Raw genomic sequence first — 25324 nt, 5'->3', positions numbered from 1 at the left:
GTCCATGATGAGCATGAACCCTTTTTACACGAGCCACCGGATCGGTCAACTGATCCTTAAACGATCGGCATTAGCCTGAAGGCCCCTTTTTGTCGTCTGATGGCGGATAGGAAGCGGAGACTTCAGACCATATCCAGCGGCGTTTTATGGCGTGGCGCCGGGAACGCGGCATCAATGCGTGCAATTTCATCTGCCGTCAGGCTCAGCGTCAGCGCCGCCGCATTATCTTTTACATGCCGGGGCTGTACCGCTTTGGGAATGGCGATCACGTTACCGGAGCGTATTACCCAGGCCAGCGCAATCTGTGAACTGCTGACACCGCGTGCCTGGGCGATATCCAGCATCACCGGTGCGGTCAGCACGTCGTGGCGTAACTTACCTGCCTGTGCGAGAGGACAATACGCCATCACCGGTACGCTGTGCTCTTCACACCACGGCAGCAGGTCGAATTCGATCCCACGGGCCGCTGCGTGATACAACACCTGGTTGGTCATGCATTCATTGCCGCCGGGGATTTTCCACAGCGCCTGCATATCGTCAGTATCGAGATTCGATACGCCCCAGCGACGGATTTTGCCAGACTGCTGCAATTTTTCCATCGCCGCCACGGTATCATGTAACGGAATCGAACCACGCCAGTGCAACAGGTACAGGTCTATACAATCGGTCTGTAATCTTTTCAGGCTTTGCTCACAGGCGGCGATCGCTTTCGCGCCACCGGCATGGTGCGGGTACACTTTTGATACCAGAAAAACCTCATCCCGACGCCCGGCGATGGCCTCTCCGACCACCCTTTCCGCGCCGCCATCGGCGTACATTTCTGCGGTATCGATCAGGGTCATACCGGCATCCAGCCCCTGCTGCAAGGCTTTCACTTCAGAGCGAATGTCACTGTTTCGCTCTCCCATATACCAGGTACCTTGTCCGATTGCGGGTACGGTCGTGCCGTCGGGGAATTGCACGGTCTTCGCTTTCATCTGTTTCCTCCGGTTGGGTCATAGCTGAAAAGTTAATTCGATTCTTTGAAAATTTACTGATCTATAAATGTGCAAATGGGGCGATACGCCCCACTAATGTGCAATATGTTCACCATGATGGTGCATTGCCTCAGAAGGTGTAAGTCACACCCGTCCACAACACGCCAGTCCAGTTATTTTCGATGATCGGGCTGTCGGTCACTTCACTGGACAGACGCAGGTAGCGACCGGTCACGAACCCTTGCCATGCTGGCGTGAAGTTATATTTTGCGGAGACTTCAACATACGGGCTGAAGCTGTCGTTCGGGGAATAGCTATGGAAGCCACTGCGACGGGATTCGTCTTTGGTCACGCCATAATAATACTGGGTGAGATTCGAGCTAAACCAGGTCACACCAAAGCCCGGTACCACAGCCCAGTTAGAGCCTTTAATGGCATACAGATAAGCCAGATCAGCAGTCATGCCATTGCTGGTATCCAGCGTATCCGCATTGAAGCTGGCGCGGAGGGTACCCCACTCGGCATTATGCGAATAAGCCAGACCGGCCATCAGCGTTGAGTGACGTTTATCGAGGCGCTTCATGCGCTTATCGTCGCTGTCGCTTGGGTCAAAGCTCAACGGGAAATAGCTGGCGGTGACGCTCAGTTTGTTGGCGTCATCATTCCACAGGTAATAGCCCGCCATCAGGGTGTGAAAATAGAAATCATCATTGTCGTAATTGATGATCGGTACCGGGTATACGTGGTCATTATTACCACGGTACGGATCCGGAGCGACCAGCGCAGATGCACCCGCCTGCCAGGTTCCCGCCACGGCAGCATGACTGCAAAGCACTGCCGCGCTAACGATGGACAGTGTTTTTAGATTGATCATTTTCATTGTCTTAATTCCATTAAGTAAAAAAACGTCGCTAGTGTAAATGAACCTTAAACGTCACGCTTAGCAATTCTGGGTCTATAAAAAGACATATCCAGAAAAACCGGGGCGATCGCACAATTTAACTGCAAAATATGAAATAAAAATGACTAAAGAAACAACTTCCGCTCTGCAGGGCACGTCCTGTAAGGCTTTTCAGAGCATTCCGCACAACTGAGTCATTGATATGACTTAAAAAACGCCAAAACCAGAGAGGAAATTTTCTTAATGCCAAACTACGCTTATAAATAGATGAAAGACTTAGCCTGAACGGTTGCCCGTCCCACCGAATAAAGACAGTTCTCAAACCATCGAGATTGTCGCTTTCCAAGGGGTTTTGCAAGTTGGCATAAGGGTTGCTGTATTTCAGGTGGGAGATCTTTCTTCCGGGAGCGCTGAAAAAAGCTCTCATTAACCTGTGCGTTACCCGAATCATTGGAATTGCAGCAAGGCGGCAAGTGAATGATTCCCGATGAGCTTACACAGTTAAGTGACCCGGGTGAACAAGCGAAGCCAACGAAGGTGCGGTTCCAAAGACGAAGGGTAAAATAACGAAGGACGGGCATCGTATGAACATATTTGACCATTATCGCCAGCGCTATGAGGCTGCCAAGGACGAAGAGTTCACACTGCAGGAATTTCTTACCATTGCACGGCAAGATCGCAGTGCTTATGTCAATGCGGCGGAACGTCTGTTGATGGCAATCGGTGAACCAGCGATGGTAGATACCGCGCTTGAACCACGCCTGTCGCGTTTATTCTCGAACCGTGTTGTTGCACGTTACCCTGCATTTGAAGAATTTTACGGCATGGAAGAGGCTATCGAACAGATTGTCTCCTACCTGAAACACGCCGCGCAGGGTCTGGAAGAAAAGAAACAAATCCTTTATTTACTGGGCCCGGTGGGTGGCGGTAAATCGTCACTGGCCGAACGGCTGAAATCCCTGATGCAACGTGTACCGATTTACGTGCTGAGCGCCAACGGCGAACGCAGCCCGGTAAACGACCATCCGCTGTGCCTGTTCAATCCGCAGGAAGATGCGCATATTCTGGAAAAAGAATACAACATTCCTCCGCGCTATCTCGGCACCATCATGTCGCCATGGGCGGCAAAACGTCTGCATGAATTCGGGGGGGACATCACGAAGTTTAAAGTCGTGAAAGTCTGGCCGTCGATTCTCGAACAAATCGCCATCGCCAAAACGGAACCGGGCGACGAAAACAACCAGGACATCTCCGCACTGGTCGGGAAAGTGGATATCCGTAAACTGGAAAACCACGCGCAAAATGATCCGGATGCTTACGGTTATTCCGGTGCTTTATGCCGCGCAAACCAGGGTGTGATGGAATTCGTTGAGATGTTTAAGGCACCGATTAAGGTGCTGCACCCGTTACTGACGGCGACACAGGAAGGTAACTATAACGGTACCGAAGGGATCTCCGCCCTGCCGTTCAACGGCATTATTCTGGCGCACTCCAACGAATCTGAATGGGTGACGTTCCGTAACAACAAGAATAATGAAGCGTTCCTTGACCGTGTGTACATCGTGAAAGTGCCTTATTGCCTGCGCGTGTCTGAAGAGATGAAAATCTACGACAAGCTGCTCAGCAACAGTGAACTCTCGCATGCTCCTTGTGCACCGGGAACTCTGGAAACGCTCGCGCGCTTCTCGATTCTCTCGCGCCTGAAAACGCCTGAAAACTCCAGCAGTTATTCCAAAATGCGGGTGTATGACGGTGAAAGCCTGAAAGATACCGACCCGAAAGCCAAGTCCTATCAGGAATACCGCGATTATGCGGGTGTGGATGAAGGCATGAACGGGCTGTCGACGCGCTTTGCGTTTAAAATTCTCTCCCGTGTTTTCAACTTTGACCATGTGGAAGTGGCTGCCAACCCGGTGCATTTGTTCTACGTGCTGGAACAGCAAATCGAGCGCGAACAGTTCCCGCAGGACATCGCTGAAAAATATCTGGAGCACCTGAAAGGCTATCTGATCCCGAAATACGCTGAGTTTATCGGCAAAGAGATCCAGACTGCTTATCTGGAATCCTATTCAGAATACGGACAAAACATTTTCGACCGTTATGTTACCTACGCTGACTTCTGGATCCAGGATCAGGAATACCGCGATCCGGATACCGGTCAACTGTTTGACCGTGAATCGCTGAATGCCGAGCTGGAAAAAATCGAAAAACCGGCCGGGATCAGCAATCCAAAAGATTTCCGTAACGAAATCGTCAACTTCGTGCTGCGTGCCCGCGCCAATAACAGCGGCCGCAATCCAAACTGGACCAGTTACGAAAAACTGCGCACGGTCATTGAGAAAAAAATGTTCTCAAATACCGAGGAATTACTGCCAGTTATCTCGTTTAACGCCAAGACGTCGACAGATGAACAGAAAAAACATGATGATTTTGTCGACAGAATGATGGAGAAAGGATACACACGCAAACAGGTACGCCTGCTGTGTGAATGGTACCTGCGCGTAAGAAAATCCTCGTAACAGAAGATCGTTGGCAACGTCGTTTGGGGGAAATATGACGTATTTTATTGACCGTCGGCTGAATGGCAAGAATAAAAGCGCGGTGAACCGCCAGCGCTTTTTGCGCCGCTATAAGTCGCAAATCAAACAGTCGATTGCCGAGGCCATCAACAAGCGTTCGGTTACCGACGTGGATAGCGGGGAATCCGTTTCGATCCCCAATTCCGATATCAACGAGCCCATGTTTCATCAGGGTCGCGGTGGCTTGCGCCACCGTGTTCATCCCGGCAACGATCACTTTGTGCAGAATGACCGCATCGAACGACCGCAGGGGGGCGGTGGCGGCGGCAGTGGTCAGGGCGATGCCAGCAAGGATGGTGAAGGCGAAGATGAGTTTTCATTCCAGATTTCAAAGGAAGAATATCTCGATCTGCTGTTTGAAGATCTGGCGCTGCCAAACCTGAGAAAAAACCAGCATAAACAGCTGAATGAATTTAAAACCCACCGCTCCGGTTACACGTCTAATGGCGTACCGGCCAATATCAGTGTGGTGCGCTCTTTGCAAAACTCGCTGGCCCGCCGCACGGCGATGACAGCGGGTAAAAAACGCGAGCTGCGTGAGCTGGAATCGACGCTGACCGAGGTCGAGCACAGCGAACCAGCACAATTACTGGAAGAAGAACGGCTGCGTAAAGAGATTGCTGAGCTGCGGGCAAAAATCGCCAAAACGCCGTTCATCGATACCTTTGATTTGCGCTACCGTAACTATGAACGTCGCCCCGAGCCTTCGAGCCAGGCGGTGATGTTCTGTCTGATGGATGTCTCGGGTTCGATGGATCAGGCAACCAAAGACATGGCCAAACGTTTCTATATCCTGCTCTATCTGTTCCTGAGCCGGACGTATAAGAACGTCGACGTGGTCTATATCCGTCACCATACACAGGCTAAAGAAGTGGATGAACAGGAGTTCTTCTACTCGCAGGAAACCGGCGGGACCATCGTTTCGAGTGCACTGAAACTGATGGATGAAGTCATTCAGGAACGCTACGACCCGGCGCAGTGGAATATTTACGCCGCGCAGGCCTCCGATGGCGATAACTGGGCTGACGACTCCCCGCTCTGCCATCAGCTTCTGGCACAGAAGATCCTGCCGATGGTGCGTTATTACAGCTATATCGAAATTACCCGCCGCGCCCACCAGACGCTGTGGCGTGAATACGAAGTGCTACAGGAGAAATTCGATAATTTCGCCATGCAGCATATCCGTGAACAGGAAGATATTTATCCGGTATTCAGGGAGCTGTTTCATAAACAGGTTCAGGATCATTAATTTTTAGCCTTTAAAAACAGCCGGTTAAGTTACTTTTACTGGCTGTTTCCCTTCACTTTTGAGTGCATATTCCCTTTCAATTAAATCAACAACTTACTCTTTGTTTTGGTGAAGATTTTCTTTCCATACGTCCAAACTATACCGTTTCATATGACGCAACAGCACAGTGAGTAAAATAATTTATTGATTAAAAAAGTAAATACCACCATTTATGAACGTATTTATTGGCAAATCATTTCAAAAGTGATGGGCATGCGAAAATAAAGTTACTATGGACTTCTCTCCGGCATTCCTCAGATTGCCATTGATCGAATTGTTCAATGGCAATCTGAGGAATGCCTGAATATCCACTCGTTCCTGTCGATCGAAAATGCGCAAGAAAAGCTCAATCGCTGGCGGAAGGAACATAACCATGATGGGCCACATTCCTCGTTAAATAACCAGACTCCGGCAGAATTTATCCGAAGCCTGCAAACAGGCCCGGATCTTTGATTTATCCTGGCACAGATATTGGGAAGGGATCAGAAACCGGAAATCTCAAAAAGTGCGTGGAACTAAAACTGGTGTGCTTACATATTCAGTGTGCATTACAAAACGTGGAAGAGACGTGTTTTGGGTGTGCTAATATCTCAGGCATCACACCCATGGCAAACATAATTAGGGCAATCATGGACAGCAAGATGCTTAACGAAATAAGTAAATTTCTAAGTTATATTTTACGTCATAAACCTGACACCATCGGATTGCAACTTGATGTAGAAGGCTGGGCAGATATCAATTCTTTGATTCTCGGCGCGGCGAAAGAAGGCCGCGTACTTGATCAGGCAATAATTCAGACAGTAGTAAATAGCAGTGATAAGAAACGTTTTACTCTCTCCGAAGATGGCCAGCGTATTCGTGCAGTTCAGGGACATTCTACACCAGACGTGAACCTTCAACATATGGAGAAAAAACCGCCAGAATTCCTCTACCATGGCACTGCAACACGCTTTCTTGAATCTATTCTTCAGCAAGGATTGATTGCAGGTTCACGTCACCATGTGCATCTATCACAAGACATAACCACAGCCGTAGCTGTCGGACAGCGATATGGAAAGCCTGCGGTGCTAAAAGTTGAAGCCCTGCGGATGCACCAACAGGGATTCAACTTTTTTCAGGCTGAGAATGGCGTATGGTTAACGAACCATGTCCCCAATTTTTTCATATATCAGGAATAGCCATTGTCTTTGTCTTCGACTTGCTCGGCTTTATAGCGGGAAGACTCTTCTTTGGCAGCACTAAACCATTCAGAGAAACCAGAATAAGACAAATTATCCCAAGGACTTAACTTCGGTTTTGAATAATCATAAATCCGGACACCCGTAGTGCCATCCTTACCTCCCCCATCAAAACAAGCAAGAACAACCCAGCCATCATTATACAGCCCTGACTCATCTTGAATAATTGCAAAGGGAACCAGGGCAGCCCCCGAAAACTTCAAAAGCATCGAGCTGTAATAAAAAAGAGATGTCGCCATATCTTTCGATAGAAGCCGCCAAGGCTCTATATCTAAAAACTCATCAGCTAAAACCACATCTAAATAATCAACAGGGAATTCAAAACTATTGGGTAAAATTGGAAGGTCGTACAAAAAAGGCTTCATTATTTAGCACCTCCAGAAATACGTGGTGGTTCTGTTGAACCGTAAGGATTAGAAGTAGAAAACCCCCCTGACTGTTTGTTTATACGACCAGTAATGGCCTCACCCCAAGTATTAAAATTCTGCCACCCTCTAGCCTCTTGAATAGCTGGCGTCAATGGATCATCAAATCCACGGACGCTAGCTTTAACGTCGATCCCCGCCTCTCTGGCCGCGGCAATTCGAGTGTTATCCATGCTAGTCAGCTTGCCATCAGGCATTTTAACGACGTCAACTGGATCACCTTTCCAACCATTAGTCCGCATGCTTTGTACCAAATCGTCGTATGTGTAATTTTTACCCGTGTCTCGGTCAGTTTTATTGAATGAAAAGCTATTTTGCGAGAACCGAATATCCTCAGCCGCATGGAATGTGACACTGCCAGCGCCTTTTGCACCCACATCGGCAGTAACTGACGTCGCTTTTCCTACTCCGCCAATCCCCGCCGCGCCCACCTGCGTCAGGCCGTAAATCCCTTCCGAGTACTGTGGAGAGACTCCCAACCCTTCCAGCAAATACGCACCGCTGGTTTTCTGGTTGACACCAGACAGGAAGGTGTTAAAGCCTGCATTAGCCGTATCTATCCCTGAGGCTGCCAGATAACCGCCTGCCAGGCAAGCTACACCCGCGGTGGTCGTGCATATTGCTGCCCCACCCACCGCCTGGAGTTCCCCGGCGGTAAATTGCGTCAGGCCACCTAAACGCGTCCCCACACCGTAGTGGGATAGCGCATCCCCGGTTTGATCACTAACCGAATACCCGAACATCGGCAAACTGGCGCTGGCATAGCTGCCCATTGCGTAGATCAGCTGGTTACCGCTCTGTGATGCCAGTACTGTACGCTCACTGGCATACGCATCACTGTTACCTAACTGCTCCAGCGCCTGCGCTTTCACATAATCCGGAGAACCTTCCGCAAACTCAGCGGAACATTTCACCAACGCACAGGCCGCCGCTTTCAGACGCGCTTCTTTATCTTTATCCCCACCGGACAATTGCTGGATCCGGGCTACTTCATCCGGGTGTAACTGGCGGTTATAGCGTTCAGCATCCAGTGAGACGGCTGCGCCGGACTGTGCACCGGTCGTTCCGCCAATAATTCCGCCAATTGCACTACCACTTAACGTGGCGGCCCACTGGGTGATAGCCCCTCTTTCATTGCGGTCCAGTTGTGTGTTGTTACTCAGATAAGTATCGACCATCTGACTAAACGCTTCGCTGCTCATCCCGGCCAACCCGCCGGCCAGCGCATTGCCGCCGCCGAAACTCGCCTGGATTGCACCTATCACACCGTGGATCGCGGCTTTTTCGGGGCTATTCGGTCCCCAGCCCATCGCCTCACCAAGATCACCGGCAGCTGAGTTCGCCATCTGCCCGAACACCGCCGCCAGTTCCTGTTGCTCGGCAATTTTCTTCTCATCGAAAATCTTATCGATATGACCATTGGCGTTGTCGGTATCGCGGCTTAGCCCTGCAATATCCTGCGTCTGCTTCTCACTGTCTCGGATGACGATACTGCCCGCAGCAATGGCCGATTGCGTTGTACCTGAAGCGTCACCGCTGCTCTTAACACCAATAACAGGGACAACGCCGCCGCCGTTAACCCGCTCGCCTTTATTATTTTTTTCCGATGAAAAGCCACCGGCAAGCCCCTGGCTACTGGCACTGTACTGCGCTTCGTTATTGATATCGCTCCAACCCAACGAACCGGTATCAAGCAGGTTCTTATCGGCTGTTGCAGTGCTCGCTATGACTGCACCATCCAGTTGGGTATGGTTGCCTACCGTAATATCGAACCCTTTATCCCCGGCAAACAACCCGCTTTGCTCACCAACGCTTGCGTAGTCGCTGTCGGTTTTGCTCTTATTAATACTCAGTGAGGCTGAACCGGTCATTGACCCGAAAGTGAAACTGGCGCCGCCACTCACGCTTTTCTGCTGGCTGTGGTACTCGTCAGTATCCTGCAGGCTGGTTATCGTCAGGTCGCGACCCACCTCAGCAGTGATTTTTTCACCCAACACCTGCGCACCGGAAATAACCGTATCCCGTCCGCTGCTCAGGCTAAGCCCATCACTGGCGTTGACCCGCGTATTAACATATTCGGTACTCTTACCGTCAGCCGTTCCTTTTGACTGGTAACCGCTGGCCGACACGCCAATTCCCGTCTCCTGACCCAGCGATATATGCACACCGACATTCCAGCCGCTGCTGTTATTCTTACTGGTTTGCTCGGTGTTGTTCGATGCGGCATCCAGCAGCAGATCATTCTGCGCCACAAGAGTGACATTATTGCCTGTCACACCGCTGCCGCTGATATGAAGATCACCGCGGGTACCTTTGTTACCCGTAGCCACCAGCGTGGTATTTCCGCCTGCGCTGAGGGTGCTGCCGCGTACCTGATTTTGTGTAGAACTGGATTCAGATGAGCTTTTACTCGAACCTACGCTGAGTTCCACCTTCACGGCGTTCAGATTGCCCTGGGCTACATCAGTCGCCATGGAAGAGGCACCCGCGACAGCTATCCATGCGTTATCTGCCGCCTGCACGGCATACAGCGTTTTCAGCCGTTCGTCGCTGACCTCCCCACTTCGTTTGAGTGTGCTGTTCGCTGCAAGAATGGCATCGGTCACCGGGCTGGACACTGACAATGTCAGACCGCTCTTTTTCTGTTCGTAACTCTCTTTACGTCTCAACAGATCGTTACCGGGGTCAACCACAATTTCGCCCGCGACAACGTTCAGGTTTTTATCGGCAATCACATCCGCGCCGCTGATATGTGCTTTTTCACCCGCGATAATATTTGCGTTACCGCCGGTTGAACCAATAGTGCTGACACTCTGACTCTGAGTGGTACCCTCTTCATTGAGCTGATGTCGCGATTGTGCGCTGCCGATGGTTACACCAAAACCTCCCGTGCCCATCAGCCCGCTTTTTTTAGTCTCGCTCAGGCGGTAGCTGGAACTGGTATCGGTGGCTGCAAGGATATTGACATTTTTCCCCGCTTTCAGCGTCACATCCCCGTCACCCACCACGGACGAGCCCTTCACCGTCAGGTCTTGCCCGGCAACAATTGACACCTTGTCGCCACTCAGCTGCGAGGCTTTCTCTGTGGTGGCATAGTCCTCTGCAACGGTATGCGTGGTCGTGCCGGAGAACAGGTGTTTTTTGGTTTTGGTTTTTTCGTCGTAGCTGTACTGGCTTTCCTGTGCGGTGGTGATATTCACATCCCGCCCGGCGTTCAGGGCCAGGTCGCCGGTGGCCTGTACTTGCGCGGCCTGTGTCGTAATGTCACGCCCGGCGGCAATGCTGGTGCTTACGCCGCTGACCACCGCTGTCCCTTCCTGCCCCACATTCTCGCGGATACTCACGCTTTTACTGCCGTGGGTTTCGCTGTAGGTGCTGGTCTGCTGCGCGTTCAGGTTGACGTCGCGACCGGCGCTGAGTGAGGCGTTGAGATCGGCGGTGAGTTGCGCCGCCTGCGAGTTAAGGTCGCGCCCGGCGCTGAGCGTCAGGTCACCGCCGCTGCTCACCACCGTGCGGGTGGCGTTGTTGCTGTCAGCCTGATTTTTGCCGCTGGTCTGATGGCTGCTCTGATCCATCGTGTTGAGATTGATGTCGTTGACTGCCGCCAGCGTGGCGTCGCCTTTGGCGGTGACGGCGCTGCCCGCCACGGTCAGGTCGTGTCCCGCGCTGGCCGATAAATTACCGCCCGCGCTGACCGTGCTGGCCTGGCTGTCGGTGGTCTGTGTACTGCTTTTCGCCGTGGTTTTGCTGGTGCTGAGCGCGTTGCCAGTGATGCTGATATCGTTCAGCGCCACCAGTTGCAGGTCACTGCCCGCCGTGAGTCGGGCACCGGTGTTGTTGATGTCGTGACCGGCGGTAAGCGAAAGCCCGTCAGTGGCCGAGATACCGGCCACGTCGCCGGTCTGGGTCTGGCTGAAGGTCAGCTGAGACGTTTTGCTTTTGCTGGTGGTCGGCGCGGCCGTCCACTGCTGCGCCTGCGTGACGTTATTGATGTCGCCGCTGACCGAGGCCAGTGCCACGGTCTGTCCGCTAATCGAAGAACCGATATTATTGATATCGCCCAGCGCGCTCAGTTGCAGGCTGCCGTTAGAAGCAATCAGCCCGGCGTTAAGGTTATCCAGCGAACTGCTGCTTTTTGCCGCCAGTTGCGTCCGGGCCTGCAGGGTACTGCCCGCGTTGACGATATGCCCGGCGTCGAGATTGACGGTGTTCCCGGAAATCACGCTGCCGGTCACCGCGTGGGTGTCGTTGGCAGAAAGATAGAGTTTAGGTGCCAGAACCGTCTGGCCGTTGACGGTGGTTTTTTCCCACCAGACGATGCTTTTGGTCAGCGCAGCGACCTGTTCAGGTGACAGGCTGACGCCCAGTTGCAGGCCCAGACCGGCCTGCTGTTCGGCGGCGTTATCAATCAGATACTGCATCTGCGCGAGGTCTGACCCTGTGCCGCCGACGTAGCGCTGCCCGGTCTGACTGAGCACGGCGTTATCGACATAACGGGTATCGAAGGCGGCATCGCCGAGGAATTTGTAGTCGTAATCCGGCGTCAGCTTCAGCCGGTCCATAAAGTAGGCCGAGCCGAGGAACTTGCTCTCGTCGGTATAGACGGGTGCCGTTTCAATGCGCGGGCTGGACGGCGTGCCGGGCTGAACCGCAGGATGGACAACCTGACCTGCCACCGGCGTTGCAGAAAAGGCCGCAGAGGTCAGGCCGGTACCACCCGGGGTGGCCTGTTTGCCCACGGCAGATATCGCAGACGTCGGTCCCGCAAGGTAATCGTTCAGCGCATTGAACAGTGACGGATCGGTTTTACCGATCCCGCCAAGTTGCGGGTTGGTGGTGATCAGATACGGGCTGGAAGGATCCTGACTCGCCACAAACAAACCGTTATTGCCGGTCGGCAACGGGTAATCCGTCAGTGCAGCGCCCTGATTGCCGATTTGCTTTAAAGCATCGGTGACGGAATTGTTCCACTGTACCGAGCCGACGGTCAGGTTTTGTGCGGATGCCAGTTGTTTACTTTGCGAACCGCTGACCGGTTGCAGGCCCGACGTGCCGTTCAGAGACGGGGCGCTTATCGCATGGGATAAACCGCCTGCGTTAGCGGAGGTCGTGGTATTGCTGATGTTATTGCTGAAACTGGCGTTAACTGCCCCACCGGCCTGAATAACTGAGCGGAGGCCTTCGCCGGTGCTGAGGGTTTCGTAAGTTGCGCCGTTCGCTAACTGATAGGTAACTTTAGTATTGGTATCGGCATCAACGTAATAGCAGTTGCCACAGTCAGGGTCAAAGTAAGCTAAGCCGTGGAGTTTATCGAAGCTCTCAGTGGCTGTAACGCCCGTATATTTATAGGTCAGATATTCATTTTGGACGCCATTCTCATAAGACTGATTATTCAAAGAACTGCCGGACAGGGTGATGTTTCCCCCGGCCAAAATATTGCTGGCGATATTATCTACATTACTGGCTGCAATATTTAAATCGCGGTTTGAAGCAATACGCCCCGCGCCTCCTGAGGCGGTAGCATTAACGGTTGAGGTACTGACCAGATATTTCTTTTCTGCAGCCGTCGCTTTCGGCGCAAGGTAAAAATGGTCATCAACGGAACCGTTACCTTGTCCCATACTTCCGCCAGTTCTGACCGATACCGTGTAATAACCGAGGTCGCTTTCGTTGAGATCCCCTAATCTCATGGTCACGGAGCTTTGCCCCAACCATGACGGCGCATCCACCGGCGTTTGAGAGGAACCGGACACACTCAAACCGTCCCGCTGATTCAGCAGATGGCCGGTATTGATGGTGATATCGCCGTTAGTAGTCTCAATATCCCCTGACGTGTTGACCACTTCACTGTTGGCGTTGCCCGCCGCGTCCCGCTGCAGCCACAGGCTGTTGCCCGCCAGAATATCGCCGTAGTTATTGTGAATACTGTCGGCCAGCAACTGCATGTTGTTACCGGCGTACAGCAGTGCGCTGTTGGCAAGCGGCCCGGCTGCGGACATCACCACGTTGCCCGCCCCGCCGACAAAGCCGCTGTTGTTAAGCACGCCACGGCTGGCCAGGCGGATATCCCCGCCGGACTGCACGCTGCCGCTGCCGTTGAGCTGGATGTTGCTGGCGTCCACGCCCACCGTCCCGCCGCCGCCGCGCAACTGACCGCTGTTGGTAAAGTTGCCGGTCGAACTGAGCTGGATGCCGTTGCCCTGCAGGGTGCCGAGCACGTTCAGGTCGCCCTGCGTGCTGAGGTTGAGGGTCTGCCCTGCCGCCAGCGTGCCGGTCTGGGTAAAACCCGAACCGAGTTGCAGCGTCATATCCCCCAGCGCCAGCAGGCTGCCCGCCTGATTGAGCACCGGCGTCACCAGCGTCAGGTTGCCTGCGCTGTAGAGTTTGCCGCCCGCCTGGTTGTCGGCGTTCTGAACGTTAAGCCCCAGCGACTGACTGCCCAAAACGGTGCCGGTGTTATGCAGTTCGTTACCGGTCAGCGTCAGCCGGTCGCCCTGAAGCTGGCCCTGATTGGTCATCTGCGTGACGTTCAGCGCGCTGTCGCCCTGTCCGGTCAGCGTACCGCTGTTGTTGAGCGTGCCGCCGGTCATGGTCAGGCCCTGTGCCTGCAGCGTGCCGCTGTTGGTCAGCACCGGTGCAGACACTGTCAGCCTGCCACCGCTCAGTAAGGTGCCCTGATTATTGAGATTATTGGAAAGGGTCAGATGGCTGACGCCGTCGCCCTGCATCTGGCCCTGATTGAGCAGCGTCTGTGCGCCCAAATCTAACGTCCCCTGACTGCGTACGGTGCCGCCGCTCAGGTTGGTGATGCCGTTTTGTACCGTACCCTGCAGGCTTTGCTGGCCCTGTAACTGCCCGCCGTTGCTAATACTGTTGGTGGTGAGCGTCAGGTTACCGGCCTGAAGAGTGCCGCTGTTAGCAATATTCCCGGCGTTCACCGTGGCGGTGCCGCCGCTGAGTAATGTGCCGCCCTGCTGAATCTGAAGTTGCCCGCTGAGCGTGGTCGCAAGCGCGCTGACACCGCTGATGCTGCCGCTGCTGGTCAGCGCACCGCCGGTCAGGGTGAGATTATCCGCCGACCAGTTCCCCTGATTATTCAGGTTCGCCGCCTGCAAAATAGCCAGACCGGTGGAGATGATTTTGCCCTGCACCTGCGTGTTGAGCGCACCGGTCAGGTTGAGGTTCGCGCGCGAGGCGGTCTGGATCGCGCCGTTAAGATCTAACTGACCGGCGTGTACATCGGCGCTGTCGGCCTGCCAGTTGCCGTTGTTGGTGACGTGCGCGGCGGTGACGGTGAGTGCGCCCTGCGTCAGCATCTTGCCGGACGTGGCGTTGGTTAAATCCTGCTGCAGCTGCGCCGTCAGGCCCTTCAGGCCAATCAGGTTGCCGCTGTTGTCTGCGGAACCGGCGGTAACGGCCAGCACGTCGCCCTGGATTTGCCCCTGATTGGTCAGATGGTTAGCCGTCACCGTGGCGGTTTTATCGCTGAGCAACTGACCACTGTTTTCCAGCGTGGCGGCGTTTACTGTGACATCACCGGAAGAGAGCAGGCTGCCGCTGTTGTTCAGATCCCCCTGCATCTGCGCGTTCAGGCCATTCGTGCCTAATGCCGTGCCGCCGTTGGTCAGGCTGTTACCGGTCAGAGTAAGCTGGCTGCCCTGTAAACGTCCCTGATTTTGGGTATCACCCACCTGCACACCCAGCGTGCCGCCGGACAATACCTGCCCCTGCGCACCGTTGGTTAAGGTGCTGGCGGTGAGCGTGGTACCGCCGTTGCCCTGCATCAGCCCGTTGTTGCTGATACCCGTGGCATTCACGCCGACGGTTTGTGCCAGAAGCTGGCCGTTGTTGTTCACAACCGGTGCCGTCACGGTCAGACCATTACCCGCAGATATCACGCCGGTGCCCTGATTGGTCAGACTGCCGGTGACATTCACGCCGACGTTACCGCCGGAGATATTGCCCTGATTGACCAGCGTCTGGCCTTCCAGCGTCATCTGGTTCTGCGCAGACAGGCTGCCTTGCTGCTGCAAGGTACCGGCTTTCACATGCAGGCCGTCGTCGGCGGTGATGGCACCGCTGTTGGTCAGCGAGGTGGCCGTGATATCCACATTGTCCGCGCCCAGCGCCGCGCCGTTGGTCAGCGTACCGGCCTGAACTGTCAGCGTGCCCGGTGTCACCAGTTTCCCGGCCAGATCGGCTTTTTCAGACGCACTGATCCCCAGCGCGTTTTTACCCTGCGTCTGCGAGCCGTTGCCGGTGGTGAGCTGTTGCGTGGTCAGCGCCGCGTTGCCATCTGCGGAGAGAAAACCCTTTAAGTTCGCGGTATCCGCACTGAGGTTCACATCGCCCTGGCTGGACTGTACCGATCCGGCGCGGGTGGTCAGCGCGGTGGCGTTAAGCGTCGCCCCCTGCGTGCCGGTCAGCGTGCCGCCCAGATCTGCCTGGGCGGTGTTGAGCGTCAGCTGACCGCCTGCCAGTAAGGTTGCCGCATCACCGTTGGTCACGCCGTCCCGCGCGTTCAGTATGATGTCGCCGCGGGTGCCGGTCAGCCCCTGATTATTGAACTGACTGAGGGTCAGCGTCTGGTCACCGCCGGACTGCGCCGTGCCGTTGTTATTGAAGGTGTCGCCGTCAAGCTGCTGCGTGCCGAGGGACTGCAGCAGGCCGTTACTGGTCAGGGTGCCGAAGCTGAACTGCCCGTTGCGGTTGGCGGCCAGCGTGCCGCCGTTGCTGAAATCGTGTGCGGTAAAGTTCAGGTCACGCCCGGCAATCAGGCTGCCGGACCACTGGCCGTCGCTGGCAACCGTGGCCTGCACGTCATTTTGCGCCGAGGTTTTACCACCCTGTGCGGCATTAAGCTGGTCAGCGTTAATCGAAAGAGTATTGCCCGCGCTGGTGGTGCCGTCGAGCTGCTGCTGCGCGGCAGATAACTGCATATCTCCCGTGGAGGCCAGCGAACCGGTGCCGGTCACCTGCAATGTGCCGCCACCGGCTTGCAACGTGTTGCCGTCGAGCGCACCGGCCAGCGTGGCGCTGCCGGTTGCCGTCAGGGATAAATCTTTATCGCTGTGAACGGACCCCTGCGCCCCGACGGACAGATCCGTAGCGTTCAGGCCCACGTTACCGGAGGTCGACAACTGGCCGCCAAGTGTCTGCTGCGCGGCAGTAAACTGAATATCGCCAAGGCTGGTGATCAGCGAGTTTTGCCCGGCGTTCAGGGAAGTGCTGTTGAGCGTCAGGCCATTTTTGCCGGTCAGCGTGCCGTCGACAATCATCTGACCGCCGCCGATGTTCAGCCGGTCACCGGCAAACAGCGAGCCCTGTTCACCCACGGTCATCTGGTCAGCAACCTGCAACCCCAGCCCCTGCTGCGAACCGATCAGCCCCTGATTGCTGAGGGTGCTGGCAGTAATATCTTGTTCGCCGCCGGACTGCATTTTGCCGCTGTTGTTCAGTTCGCTGGCGTTCAGGATCTGTGTACCCCGCGCCTGTATCAGGCCGCCGTTGGTCAGTTTTTGCGTGGTAAGTTGCGTGTTGCCGCTGGCGGCCAGCGTGCCGTTGTTGGTCATGTCGCCCGCACTGACGCCCAGATTACCGCCCGCCGTCAGGCTGCCGTCCCACACGCCGTTATTACCCGCCTCCGCCTGCACATTCCCGACAGCGTAAAGCTTAGCGCTGCTGGCCGAACTCAATGAGCCGCTGCTGAGCCGCAGGTTTTGTCCGGCGCGGACGTTCCCGCCGAACATCGCACTGTTCTGCACGCCGATATCCGCATCGGTACCGGACTGAATCTGCGACCCTGCGAGGGTGGAAAGTTGCCCGAAACGCCCGGTCAGTTGATTGTCGCTCGATAACAATCCGCCAAGCTGAGTCTCTCCGGCAGTAAGGGTCAGGGCACCGCTGGCCTGTACCACCCCGCTGTTATCCAGCGTTGTCGCCTGAAGATCTTGCGTCCCCTGTGCCTGCAGCGTGCCGGTATTGGTCAGCCGCTGCGTGGTGATACGGGCGTTTCCGTTTGCGGCGATCAGTCCGTTATTGGTGAGATATCCGGCGTTCAGTTGGAGATCTTTCCCCGCCGTCAGCTTGCCCTGCCACTGGCTGCCATTACCGGCAGTAGCATGAATATTGCCTGCCGCAGACACCTGCGCGGTATTGCCTGAATTGAGCTGGTCAGCGGCCAGGGTCATATTGCCGCCGCTGGTCACCTGGCTCCCCTGAACGGCCAGTTGCCCCTGGCTGTTGAGCGCCATATCGCCGCCCGATTGCTGGGTGCCGTTAAGGGCGATGGCCTGCGCATTCGCCGTCAGCTTGCCGGTGGAAGTCGCATTACTTAGCGTCAGCTTGCCGCTGGCATCAATCTGCATATCGCCAACCGAGGCGTTCAGGTTGCCGAGGTTGACCCCGACGCCCTTGTCGCTGGAAACCAGATGAATGCGGTTGGCGTACATGCCGCCGAGTGCGCCGGTGTCAATCGCCACCGCCGGTACGCCTGCGCCGGATATCGGCGTGGCATTGCCCTGCGCATCGACACGGTTGGCACCCAGGGTGACGTTCAGGTCTCTGGCGTACAGCCCGGCGTTAATCTGCGCGGCGCGGGAAATCAGTGAAAAAGAATCGCTCGTGCGGGCATCCAGCCCCTGACCTTCAACGGTGATCGCGCCCTGCGTGACCTCGAGGGATTGCAGCGAGCCGTCCGCATTCAGCACCGGCCTGCCGGTGGTCAGCGTGGCGTTAGGGGTGTTGAGGAAGCCGCAGCCGTTACAGGTGATGCCGTAAGGGTTGGCGACCATGACGTTCGCGGCTTTACCGGCGACTTCCATGTAGCCGTTAAGCTGTGAAGGGTTCGACGACACCACTTCGTTAATGATGCCCTTCGCTTCCTGACCTGCCGTAAGATTGGGGTTGTTCTGTATCAGCCCGCCCAGCTGAGTCTGGGTCAGTTTGCCGGTGGCGTTGTTGAGAATGAGGCCCTGCTGGCCGACGTTGAAATCGTTGTATTTATTATGCGAAATCCCGGCCTGATTCGGGGTGGCGATGTTCACCACCGGCACGCCGTTACCCGCCTGATCGGTGCGGGTGTTGCCTTCGGCTACCGTGATACCCGCCGCAAATGCGGGCATCACCGGTTGCCAGACCAGCCATCCCATCAGCCCGTAGGCCAGCGCTTTACGCCATAACGCGACCGGTTGCTCTGTGATCGATTTCATCGCCGAATTCCTTCTCTCTTATGCAGAGGTACAACGCTAAAGTGCAAAACCGATGCGGTAGTAGACCGTGACGCGATCCGGTGCCAGTGAGTCCGGATAGCTCAGCGGCCAGCCGACAGTAAACTGGCTGGAGAAATGTGCGTTACTGCTCGATAAACCCACCGCCCCGCCCCATAAGGTGCCGGACGCATTGGTGTCGTGATTGCTGCGTTGCAGGTAGCCGCCGTCGAGGGCCGTCACGGCGCTGATCTGGCCGAGCACCGGCAGCGTGAACAGTTGGGTATCCAGCTCATTACGCCAGTAGCCGCCGTTGTCGCCGGAGAGGTATTGCTCTTTGAACCCCCGCACCGAGCTTTCGCCGCCAATCGTCAGGCGTTCGCTGCCGTAAAGACGGTCATCGCCCCACTGGCCGTAGGCGCTGGTCAGCCAGGTAATGCGTTGGGTGACAGGCCGGTAATAGCTGGTGGACAGCGTCCATTTGGAGAACTCCGCGCGTGGGGCATCCGGATTTTTATCTTCATCGCTTTCGCCGCCAAACCACGGCACACCACGGCTGAACGCCGGGTTAAGCGTGGCGTATCCGCCCCAGAGTTTCTGGCTGTGATTAATGCCTGCGGTCCAGCTGGTCAGGCTGCGGGTGCTGCTTTCCAGCGGGGCGTCGTTGAGATAATTTCGGTTGAGGCGGTGCGTCAGCCCAAGGCTGGCGGCGGTTTTCATGTCGCCGTTGCGAAACAGCACGCGGGAAAGCGTGAAGCGGTGCGCCTGGCTGTCGCCGGTGGAGCGCCACAGATAGCCCTGCGATTCAATCGTGCTCAGGTAGTCGCTGTAGCTGTAGTTGTAATCGAACAGCCAGTAGCCGTAAGGCAGATTAACGCCCGCCTGCACGCTTTTTGCGTCGTGGTCGCTTGCGCCGTCGCTGCTGCGTGACGCACTGACAAACCACTGATCCGCCAGCCCGAGCAGGTTATTGCCGGTCAGCGCGCCGCTGACCTGTCCGGTGCCGGTGCTTTTCTGCCCTGAGTTATCAAAACCGGCGCTGGCCTGCAGGGGAAACTCAGGCTTTGAGGTGAGGTTGACGATGGAGTATCCCGGCTGGCTGCCGGGCTGGATTTCAATCTGCACCGGCGTTTTGCGCAGCCGGTTAATCTGCTCCATCCCCTGTTCGATATCACGCAAATTAAGGATGTTGCCGGTCAGCCCCGGAAACGCCATCGCCAGCATTGCGCCGCGCTGGTTTTCCATTTTGATGGCTTCGAGTTTGCCTTCCATCACCGTCAGGCTGAGCGCGCCGGAAGACAAATCCTGTTCAGTGAGAAACGCGCGGCTGGTGATGTAACCCTGGCCGATATACCAGTCGGAGACCTGTTTCACCAGGGCATTAATCTGGCCAATGCCGAGGCACTGTTGCAGATAGGGTTGAGTGAGTTTTTGCTGTATTCGCGCGGGCATATGGTCTGCGCCGCTGAGGGTAATGTCGTGAATATCAAAGCACGGGCCGGCGGGTTGCGCTGGGGTTTGCGGCGCGGGGGCGACTGACGTGCTGCGCTCCAGTTCCTGACGCTGCTGCTGGTTCTGCTGCAGAAGTTGCCGCTGCTGCTGTTCGATACTGTCGCGGTCAGCGGGGCTGAGCGGCGCGGCCTGCGCGGTGAGGGAAAACATTCCGGTAAGTACCAGCAGGCAGGAAACTCGCCACCGCAGGGAAAGACACGCGCACGCCGAAACAGTGCGGGCTAATGGTGTAAGAAAGCTTATGATTTCCATATCCGGTGTTTTCTATCGCCAGAACCGCTTGCCTGTACGCCTCAAAAACACAGCATCAGAAGTGGCTATGGCATTGATTTAAGATTAAACATTCGGTTTCTATCGGCAGGGATAAGATTTACTTTAGGTTTTTTTTAAGTTTATAAAAAAAATTCTGCAAGAAGCATAGCGCGAAACATAAGAAATCATGGTTTATAGGGGTATTCACTCTGTTGCCCCTGCCAGCACCGTTTGTGGCCTTCAGGGATATTTTCTTGTGGCTTACAAGCAGGATACAGGGAATATAATCGGGAGGCTTAATAGCCATCCGCTTATTTAAAATTCAGTGCAAGATGCTGGCAAAAATAACCCATAAAAAAAGCCAGAGGATTTCTCCTCCGGCTTTTCTGCATAATTCCCCGGGGGAAATTACAGACCGTACACCAGGTTTACAGACGTCACGGTGTCGGTTTTATCCGGCGCACTGGCTGGTGGTTTGGTGTTATAGGTTACGTCATACGCCACTTTCAACGAGAAGTGGGAGTTGATCGCAACGGTCAGCGCGGTTTCTGAGTTCAGCGTAGTTTCGTCGTTCGCTAATACAGAAACACCCTGCGTGAAGCGCGCAGTGTCGCTGATCTGGTAACCGTAAGTGCCTGAAGCGTAAGCCAGCGCACGAGTGGTGTTACCGCCCTGTTCGAATTCATCATGACGAACACCAGGACCTGCTTCCAGGTTCAGCGTATGAACCGGGCCGCTCCAGATCTGACGACCATAACCGACAGCGCCCACAGTCCGCGAACGGTAACCGTTATAACGGTCGCTCAGCCAGCTCCCCTGACCGAAAATATAGTTCGCGTTGTCAAGGTTATAACGCGTACGGGCACCGGCCTGATACTTCTCGGATGAACGCACACCGGAAGAAGAGGTGTTACGCGCAGAACCCCACAGGCTGTTAGCCGTGTTGGTATCAAACCAGGTCATGGTGGTATCAGCATTCAGCGTGGAGTTGCTGGTGTTACCGGTTTGCGCACTGTAACCCGCCTGAATATTGCCCTCGAACGGTTTTTTCGCCTGAGCCGGATCATCTAACGCGGTGAAGATGGTGGTGTCTGCAAGGCTTGAAATACTGAACAGCGCTGCACCGCAGACTACGGCACAAGCTGGTAAACGACGTACAACCCGAAAAAACATTTTGTTTCCCCAATAAGACTTAAGGCAAATAACGAGACTGGAACCACACGATTTATGCCATTAATTAGGATCCGTTAATCAAGCCTGGCAACTCCATTTCGATGGCATATGCATACAAATATTTCTACCGCAACAAATATAACGCACTCAGCCCGGAATATCTTAATAAAGCGGCTTTTTTGGATAGTTCCGAGTGACATATATTTCCGGCAATAGAAACATACAAAATCATTACCCTTTCTTGCATTGATTTCTTATTTCAATGAGGAATGGAAATGGTTCATTACGCGCCACACTTTACGTCTTCCCGCCACTTTGGTTCGAAATATTGCGAGCCGGCAGCGTACAGATTTCCGCCTAACTCGTCGCTGAATCTTGTCCTTTTGAGCGATGCGGGGTAGTTTTGTCCTGATAACGTCTTATTTTTGCCTCGGGTTCCTCGAAGGCAGCCTTCAGGAGGAGTGGTCATGGCTTTACAACAAGAGATTATTCAGGCTCTGCACGTCAAACCCCACATCGATGCCGCACAGGAAGTTCGTGTCAGCGTCGATTTTCTCAAAAGTTATCTGCTGGCCCACCCGTTCATCAAGACACTGGTTCTGGGTATCAGCGGCGGGCAAGATTCTACTCTTACCGGCAAACTTTGCCAAACAGCAATTAGCGAATTACGCGCACAAACAAATGATAGCACTTACCAGTTCATTGCGGTGCGCTTGCCATATGGCGTGCAAGCTGATGAATCGGACTGCCAGGATGCCATTGCATTCATCCAGCCAGATCAGGTTCTGACCGTTAATATCAAAAGTGCCGTCCTGGCAAGTGAAGCGACCTTACGTGAAATCGGTATCGAACTGAGCGATTTCATTAAAGGCAACGAAAAGGCCCGCGAACGCATGAAAGCGCAGTACAGCATCGCCGGGATGAAAAAAGGCGTGGTGGTCGGGACTGATCATGCTGCCGAAGCCGTGACCGGTTTCTTCACTAAATACGGTGATGGCGGCACGGACATTAACCCGATTTTCCGTCTGAACAAGCGTCAGGGAAAAGCCCTGCTCAAAGAATTGGGTTGCCCGGAACATCTCTATAAGAAAGCCCCGACCGCTGACCTTGAAGATAACCGCCCTGCCTTGCCAGATGAAGCCGCACTCGGCGTAACTTACGAACTGATCGACGACTATCTGGAAGGCAAGAAAATCGACGATAAATATGCCACCATCATTGAGGGCTGGTACCTGCGCACTGAACATAAACGTCAGCCGCCGGTCACGGTGTTTGATGATTTCTGGAAGAAAAAATAAGTCTTTCGTCACCGCTTAGATCACGGACACCTGCGGGTGTCCGTTTTTATTCACAGCGCCCGCCGGTCTGATTATCACAAGCTTCTTTCCATTCATTAACGAAATCATTACCCTTAGCCTCCTTTCGGATGACTGACAGTGATGTTTTCAATGCAAAAATTCCTTTTCCTGCTGCTGAGCATGGTGCTGCTTGGCCCTTTAGGTATTGATTTGTACCTGCCCGCCATTCCCGCCATCGCGCTCGGTTTACAGAGCACCGAGGCGGTCATTCAGTCCTCGATTTCCTTATTTATTCTGGTGATGGGGCTGGGACAACTGGTGGCCGGTCCGCTGGTGGATAAATTTGGTCGTCGCCCGATCGCCATTATCGGCGTCATGGTGTATCTGGCAGGGGCGATAGTTGCTGCGACCTCCGTAACACCGTGGATGTTTTTATTATCCCGCGTCATTCAGGGACTGGCAGTGTGCTGCACTTCCGTAGTGATTTTCAGCGGCGTACGCGACCGGATGAGTGGCAACGATGCCGCCCGTGCGTATGGTTTCCTCAATGGCACGCTGAATATCATTCCGGCACTGGCACCGCTGATCGGCGGCCTGATCGCGCAATATTATGGCTGGCGTGCGCCGTTCTGGGCATTAACCGGTTATACACTGGCTGTCTTACTGCTGGTTATATTCAAACTGCCTGAGACTCGCCCTGCTGATACGCAGACCAACACCGGCCTGCCATTCCGTCAGTACGCCCGCATTTTATTCAATGCGCGTTTCATTACTTTTGCTCTGGTGAATGCAGGTGCAATGGGTATGGCGCTGACGTATGTCTCGCTGGCGCCGACCGTTTTGATGAACACTGCCGGGCTGACGCCACTGCAGTTTTCACTGGTATTCGGCGCAAACGGATTCTGGATCATGGGGATGAGCTTTATCGCCAACCGGATTATCCGTAAAGTGGGGCGTCCGGTATGTCTGAAAACAGGCGGCATCCTGATGTTTATTGGCTGTCTCGGGCTAATAGCTGGGATCACGCTGGTTCCGCCTGCGGAACAAACAGCAACCTGGCTGTATATGGTGCCAGTCGCCAGCGCCTGTGCCGGTCTGGCTTTCCTGATGGGCCCGGCCACCAGTTATGCGCTGGAACCGTTCTCCGGTGAAGCTGGCGTGGCTTCGGCACTGGCAGGTTCGGTGCAAATGGCGGGCGGTGCACTACTTGGTTTTATCGCGATGGCATTACCGTTGCAGCCTAAGCTGAGTCTGTCGCTGGTGATGCTGGCAGGAGGATGTCTGGCGATGCTGGCTCGACGCGCCAGCAAAAAATCGACGGGCCAGCTGACCCGCCTGGGACAGTAATACGTTTTTTAACCGATTGTCGACACCGGTACGCGGGGTGCCAGCGCACTCAGCAGTTCGTAACCCAGCGTACCGGCCGCTGTTGCCACGTCATCCACCGGTAAATTATTCCCCCACAACTCAACCGGCGCACCCATCTGCGCCTGCGGGCATGGCGTTAAATCCACAGCCAGCATATCCATTGAAACCGTGCCCGTCGTCGTCGTTCGCACGCCGTCTACCCAAACCGGTGTACCGGAAGGCGCATGGCGCGGATATCCGTCCGCATAGCCACAGGCCACCACGCCGATACGCTGAGGACGAGTTACACTGTAACGCCCGCCGTAACCCACGCGCGCACCGGCGTTAAGTTCCTGTACGGCAATCAGCTCACTTTTAAGCGTCATTACCGGTTGCAGACCGGTATGCGCAATATCTTTCCACTCACCGCTTGGCGACGCGCCATAGATAATAATTCCCGGACGGATCCAGTCATGATGTGTATGCGGATGCCACAGCGTCGCAGCGGAATTGGCCAGACATCGCGGGCCGCGAATGTTTTGCCCGGCGAGGTTAATCACACTCATCTGCGCATCGACACCTTCCACACTGTCAGCGGTGGCGAAATGGCTCATCAGCGTGATTTCCCCCACCTGCTTCAGCTCACGTAACTGCTGCCAGACAGCACCGGCGCGCTCAGGTGCAAAACCCAGGCGGTTCATGCCACTGTTTACTTTCAGGTAGATACTGACCGGCAGGCTGATGCTGGCCTGCGCAAGGGCTTTTATCTGCCATTCGCTGTGTACGGCCGTGGTCAGGCGATATTTATCAACAATAGCCAGATCCTCTGCGGTAAAAAAACCTTCAAGCAGTAATATCGGTCCCTGCCAGCCGGACTCACGCAGTAAAATCGCCTCATTGAAATCGAGTAAAGCGAAACCGTCAGTGGCGGATAAACTGCGCCAGATACGGGATATACCGTGGCCGTAGCCGTTGGCTTTCACCACCGTCCAGACTTTACTGTTGGGGGCAAAACCGCGAATGATGTTCAGGTTTTGAGTTAACGCAGACTGAGACAATGTGGCTGAAATCGGGCGAGGCATACCAGCTCCGGCAATAAGCAAAGTAAAAACCATGCGGTATCAAAC

The 25324-nt window shown here is 54.7% G+C and carries 12 protein-coding genes and 1 pseudogene; 6 read left to right on the top strand and 7 right to left on the bottom strand.

Annotated features, from left to right (window positions below; genetic code table 11):
• Nucleotides 1-122: 122 nt before the first annotated feature.
• Both DXU84_RS21330 and DXU84_RS21325 read right to left on the bottom strand, forming a co-directional pair.
• A complete protein-coding gene (locus DXU84_RS21330) occupies nt 123-977 on the bottom strand; it encodes an aldo/keto reductase (protein ID WP_153376625.1) in 855 nt (284 codons plus the stop codon).
• A 130-nt stretch (nt 978-1107) separates the two neighbouring features.
• Nucleotides 1108-1857, bottom strand: a complete 750-nt coding sequence (locus tag DXU84_RS21325; protein ID WP_013575359.1) for a MipA/OmpV family protein — start codon at nt 1855-1857, stop codon at nt 1108-1110.
• A 605-nt stretch (nt 1858-2462) separates the two neighbouring features.
• On the opposite strand from DXU84_RS21325, the gene yeaG reads away from it, so the two are divergent.
• From yeaG to DXU84_RS21305, 4 genes and pseudogenes are all read left to right on the top strand, one after another.
• The gene (yeaG, locus tag DXU84_RS21320; protein WP_013575358.1) at nt 2463-4397 is read left to right on the top strand and encodes a protein kinase YeaG; all 1935 of its coding nucleotides are present in this window, start codon (nt 2463-2465) and stop codon (nt 4395-4397) included.
• 34 nt (nt 4398-4431) lie between these two features.
• On the top strand, nt 4432-5706 hold the full coding sequence (locus DXU84_RS21315) for a YeaH/YhbH family protein (RefSeq protein WP_153376624.1): 1275 nt from the start codon (nt 4432-4434) through the stop codon (nt 5704-5706).
• Between the two features lie 247 nt (nt 5707-5953).
• Nucleotides 5954-6198 (top strand): annotated as a pseudogene (locus DXU84_RS25240) (integrase core domain-containing protein); the annotation flags it as partial.
• 176 nt (nt 6199-6374) lie between these two features.
• Nucleotides 6375-6923: an RNA 2'-phosphotransferase gene (locus DXU84_RS21305; RefSeq protein ID WP_013575349.1), complete on the top strand. Its 549-nt coding sequence runs from the start codon at nt 6375-6377 to the stop codon at nt 6921-6923.
• Here DXU84_RS21305 and DXU84_RS21300 read toward each other — a convergent pair.
• The 4 genes from DXU84_RS21300 to DXU84_RS21285 all read right to left on the bottom strand — a co-directional run bounded on the left by DXU84_RS21300 (nt 6914) and on the right by DXU84_RS21285 (nt 21552).
• Nucleotides 6914-7348, bottom strand: coding sequence for a hypothetical protein (locus tag DXU84_RS21300; protein WP_013575348.1), 435 nt, complete (start codon nt 7346-7348; stop codon nt 6914-6916). The two genes, DXU84_RS21305 and DXU84_RS21300, sit on opposite strands and share 10 nt — an antisense overlap.
• Nucleotides 7348-18618 carry a hemagglutinin repeat-containing protein gene (locus tag DXU84_RS21295; protein ID WP_153376623.1) on the bottom strand — a complete coding sequence of 3757 codons (11271 nt, stop codon included), beginning with the start codon at nt 18616-18618 and terminating at the stop codon, nt 7348-7350. The genes DXU84_RS21300 and DXU84_RS21295 overlap by 1 nt, the downstream gene beginning before the upstream one ends.
• A 36-nt stretch (nt 18619-18654) precedes the next feature.
• Nucleotides 18655-20277, bottom strand: coding sequence for a ShlB/FhaC/HecB family hemolysin secretion/activation protein (locus tag DXU84_RS21290; protein WP_194286525.1), 1623 nt, complete (start codon nt 20275-20277; stop codon nt 18655-18657).
• A gap of 510 nt (nt 20278-20787) precedes the next feature.
• Nucleotides 20788-21552, bottom strand: a complete 765-nt coding sequence (locus DXU84_RS21285) for a YdiY family protein (protein ID WP_013575345.1) — start codon at nt 21550-21552, stop codon at nt 20788-20790.
• Nucleotides 21553-22019: 467 nt separating this feature from the next.
• On the opposite strand from DXU84_RS21285, the gene nadE reads away from it, so the two are divergent.
• Together nadE and DXU84_RS21275 are read left to right on the top strand one after the other, a co-directional pair.
• Nucleotides 22020-22850 (top strand): ammonia-dependent NAD(+) synthetase, encoded by an 831-nt coding sequence (gene nadE / locus DXU84_RS21280; RefSeq protein ID WP_153376621.1) that lies wholly within the window; start codon nt 22020-22022, stop codon nt 22848-22850.
• A 150-nt stretch (nt 22851-23000) separates the two neighbouring features.
• Complete coding sequence (locus DXU84_RS21275) at nt 23001-24197, top strand: multidrug effflux MFS transporter (RefSeq protein WP_037034912.1); 1197 nt, start codon at nt 23001-23003, stop codon at nt 24195-24197.
• 8 nt (nt 24198-24205) lie between these two features.
• Here the strand turns inward: DXU84_RS21275 and dadX are convergent, their stop codons facing one another.
• On the bottom strand, nt 24206-25279 hold the full coding sequence (dadX, locus tag DXU84_RS21270; protein WP_013575341.1) for a catabolic alanine racemase DadX: 1074 nt from the start codon (nt 25277-25279) through the stop codon (nt 24206-24208).
• Nucleotides 25280-25324: the final 45 nt, after the last annotated feature.

Source organism: Rahnella sp. RcJ3, assembly GCF_009498575.1.
GTDB lineage: Bacteria > Pseudomonadota > Gammaproteobacteria > Enterobacterales > Enterobacteriaceae > Rahnella > Rahnella aceris.
Note: the sequence above shows the minus strand (reverse complement) of the source record. Positions and strands in the feature narration are given on the sequence as shown.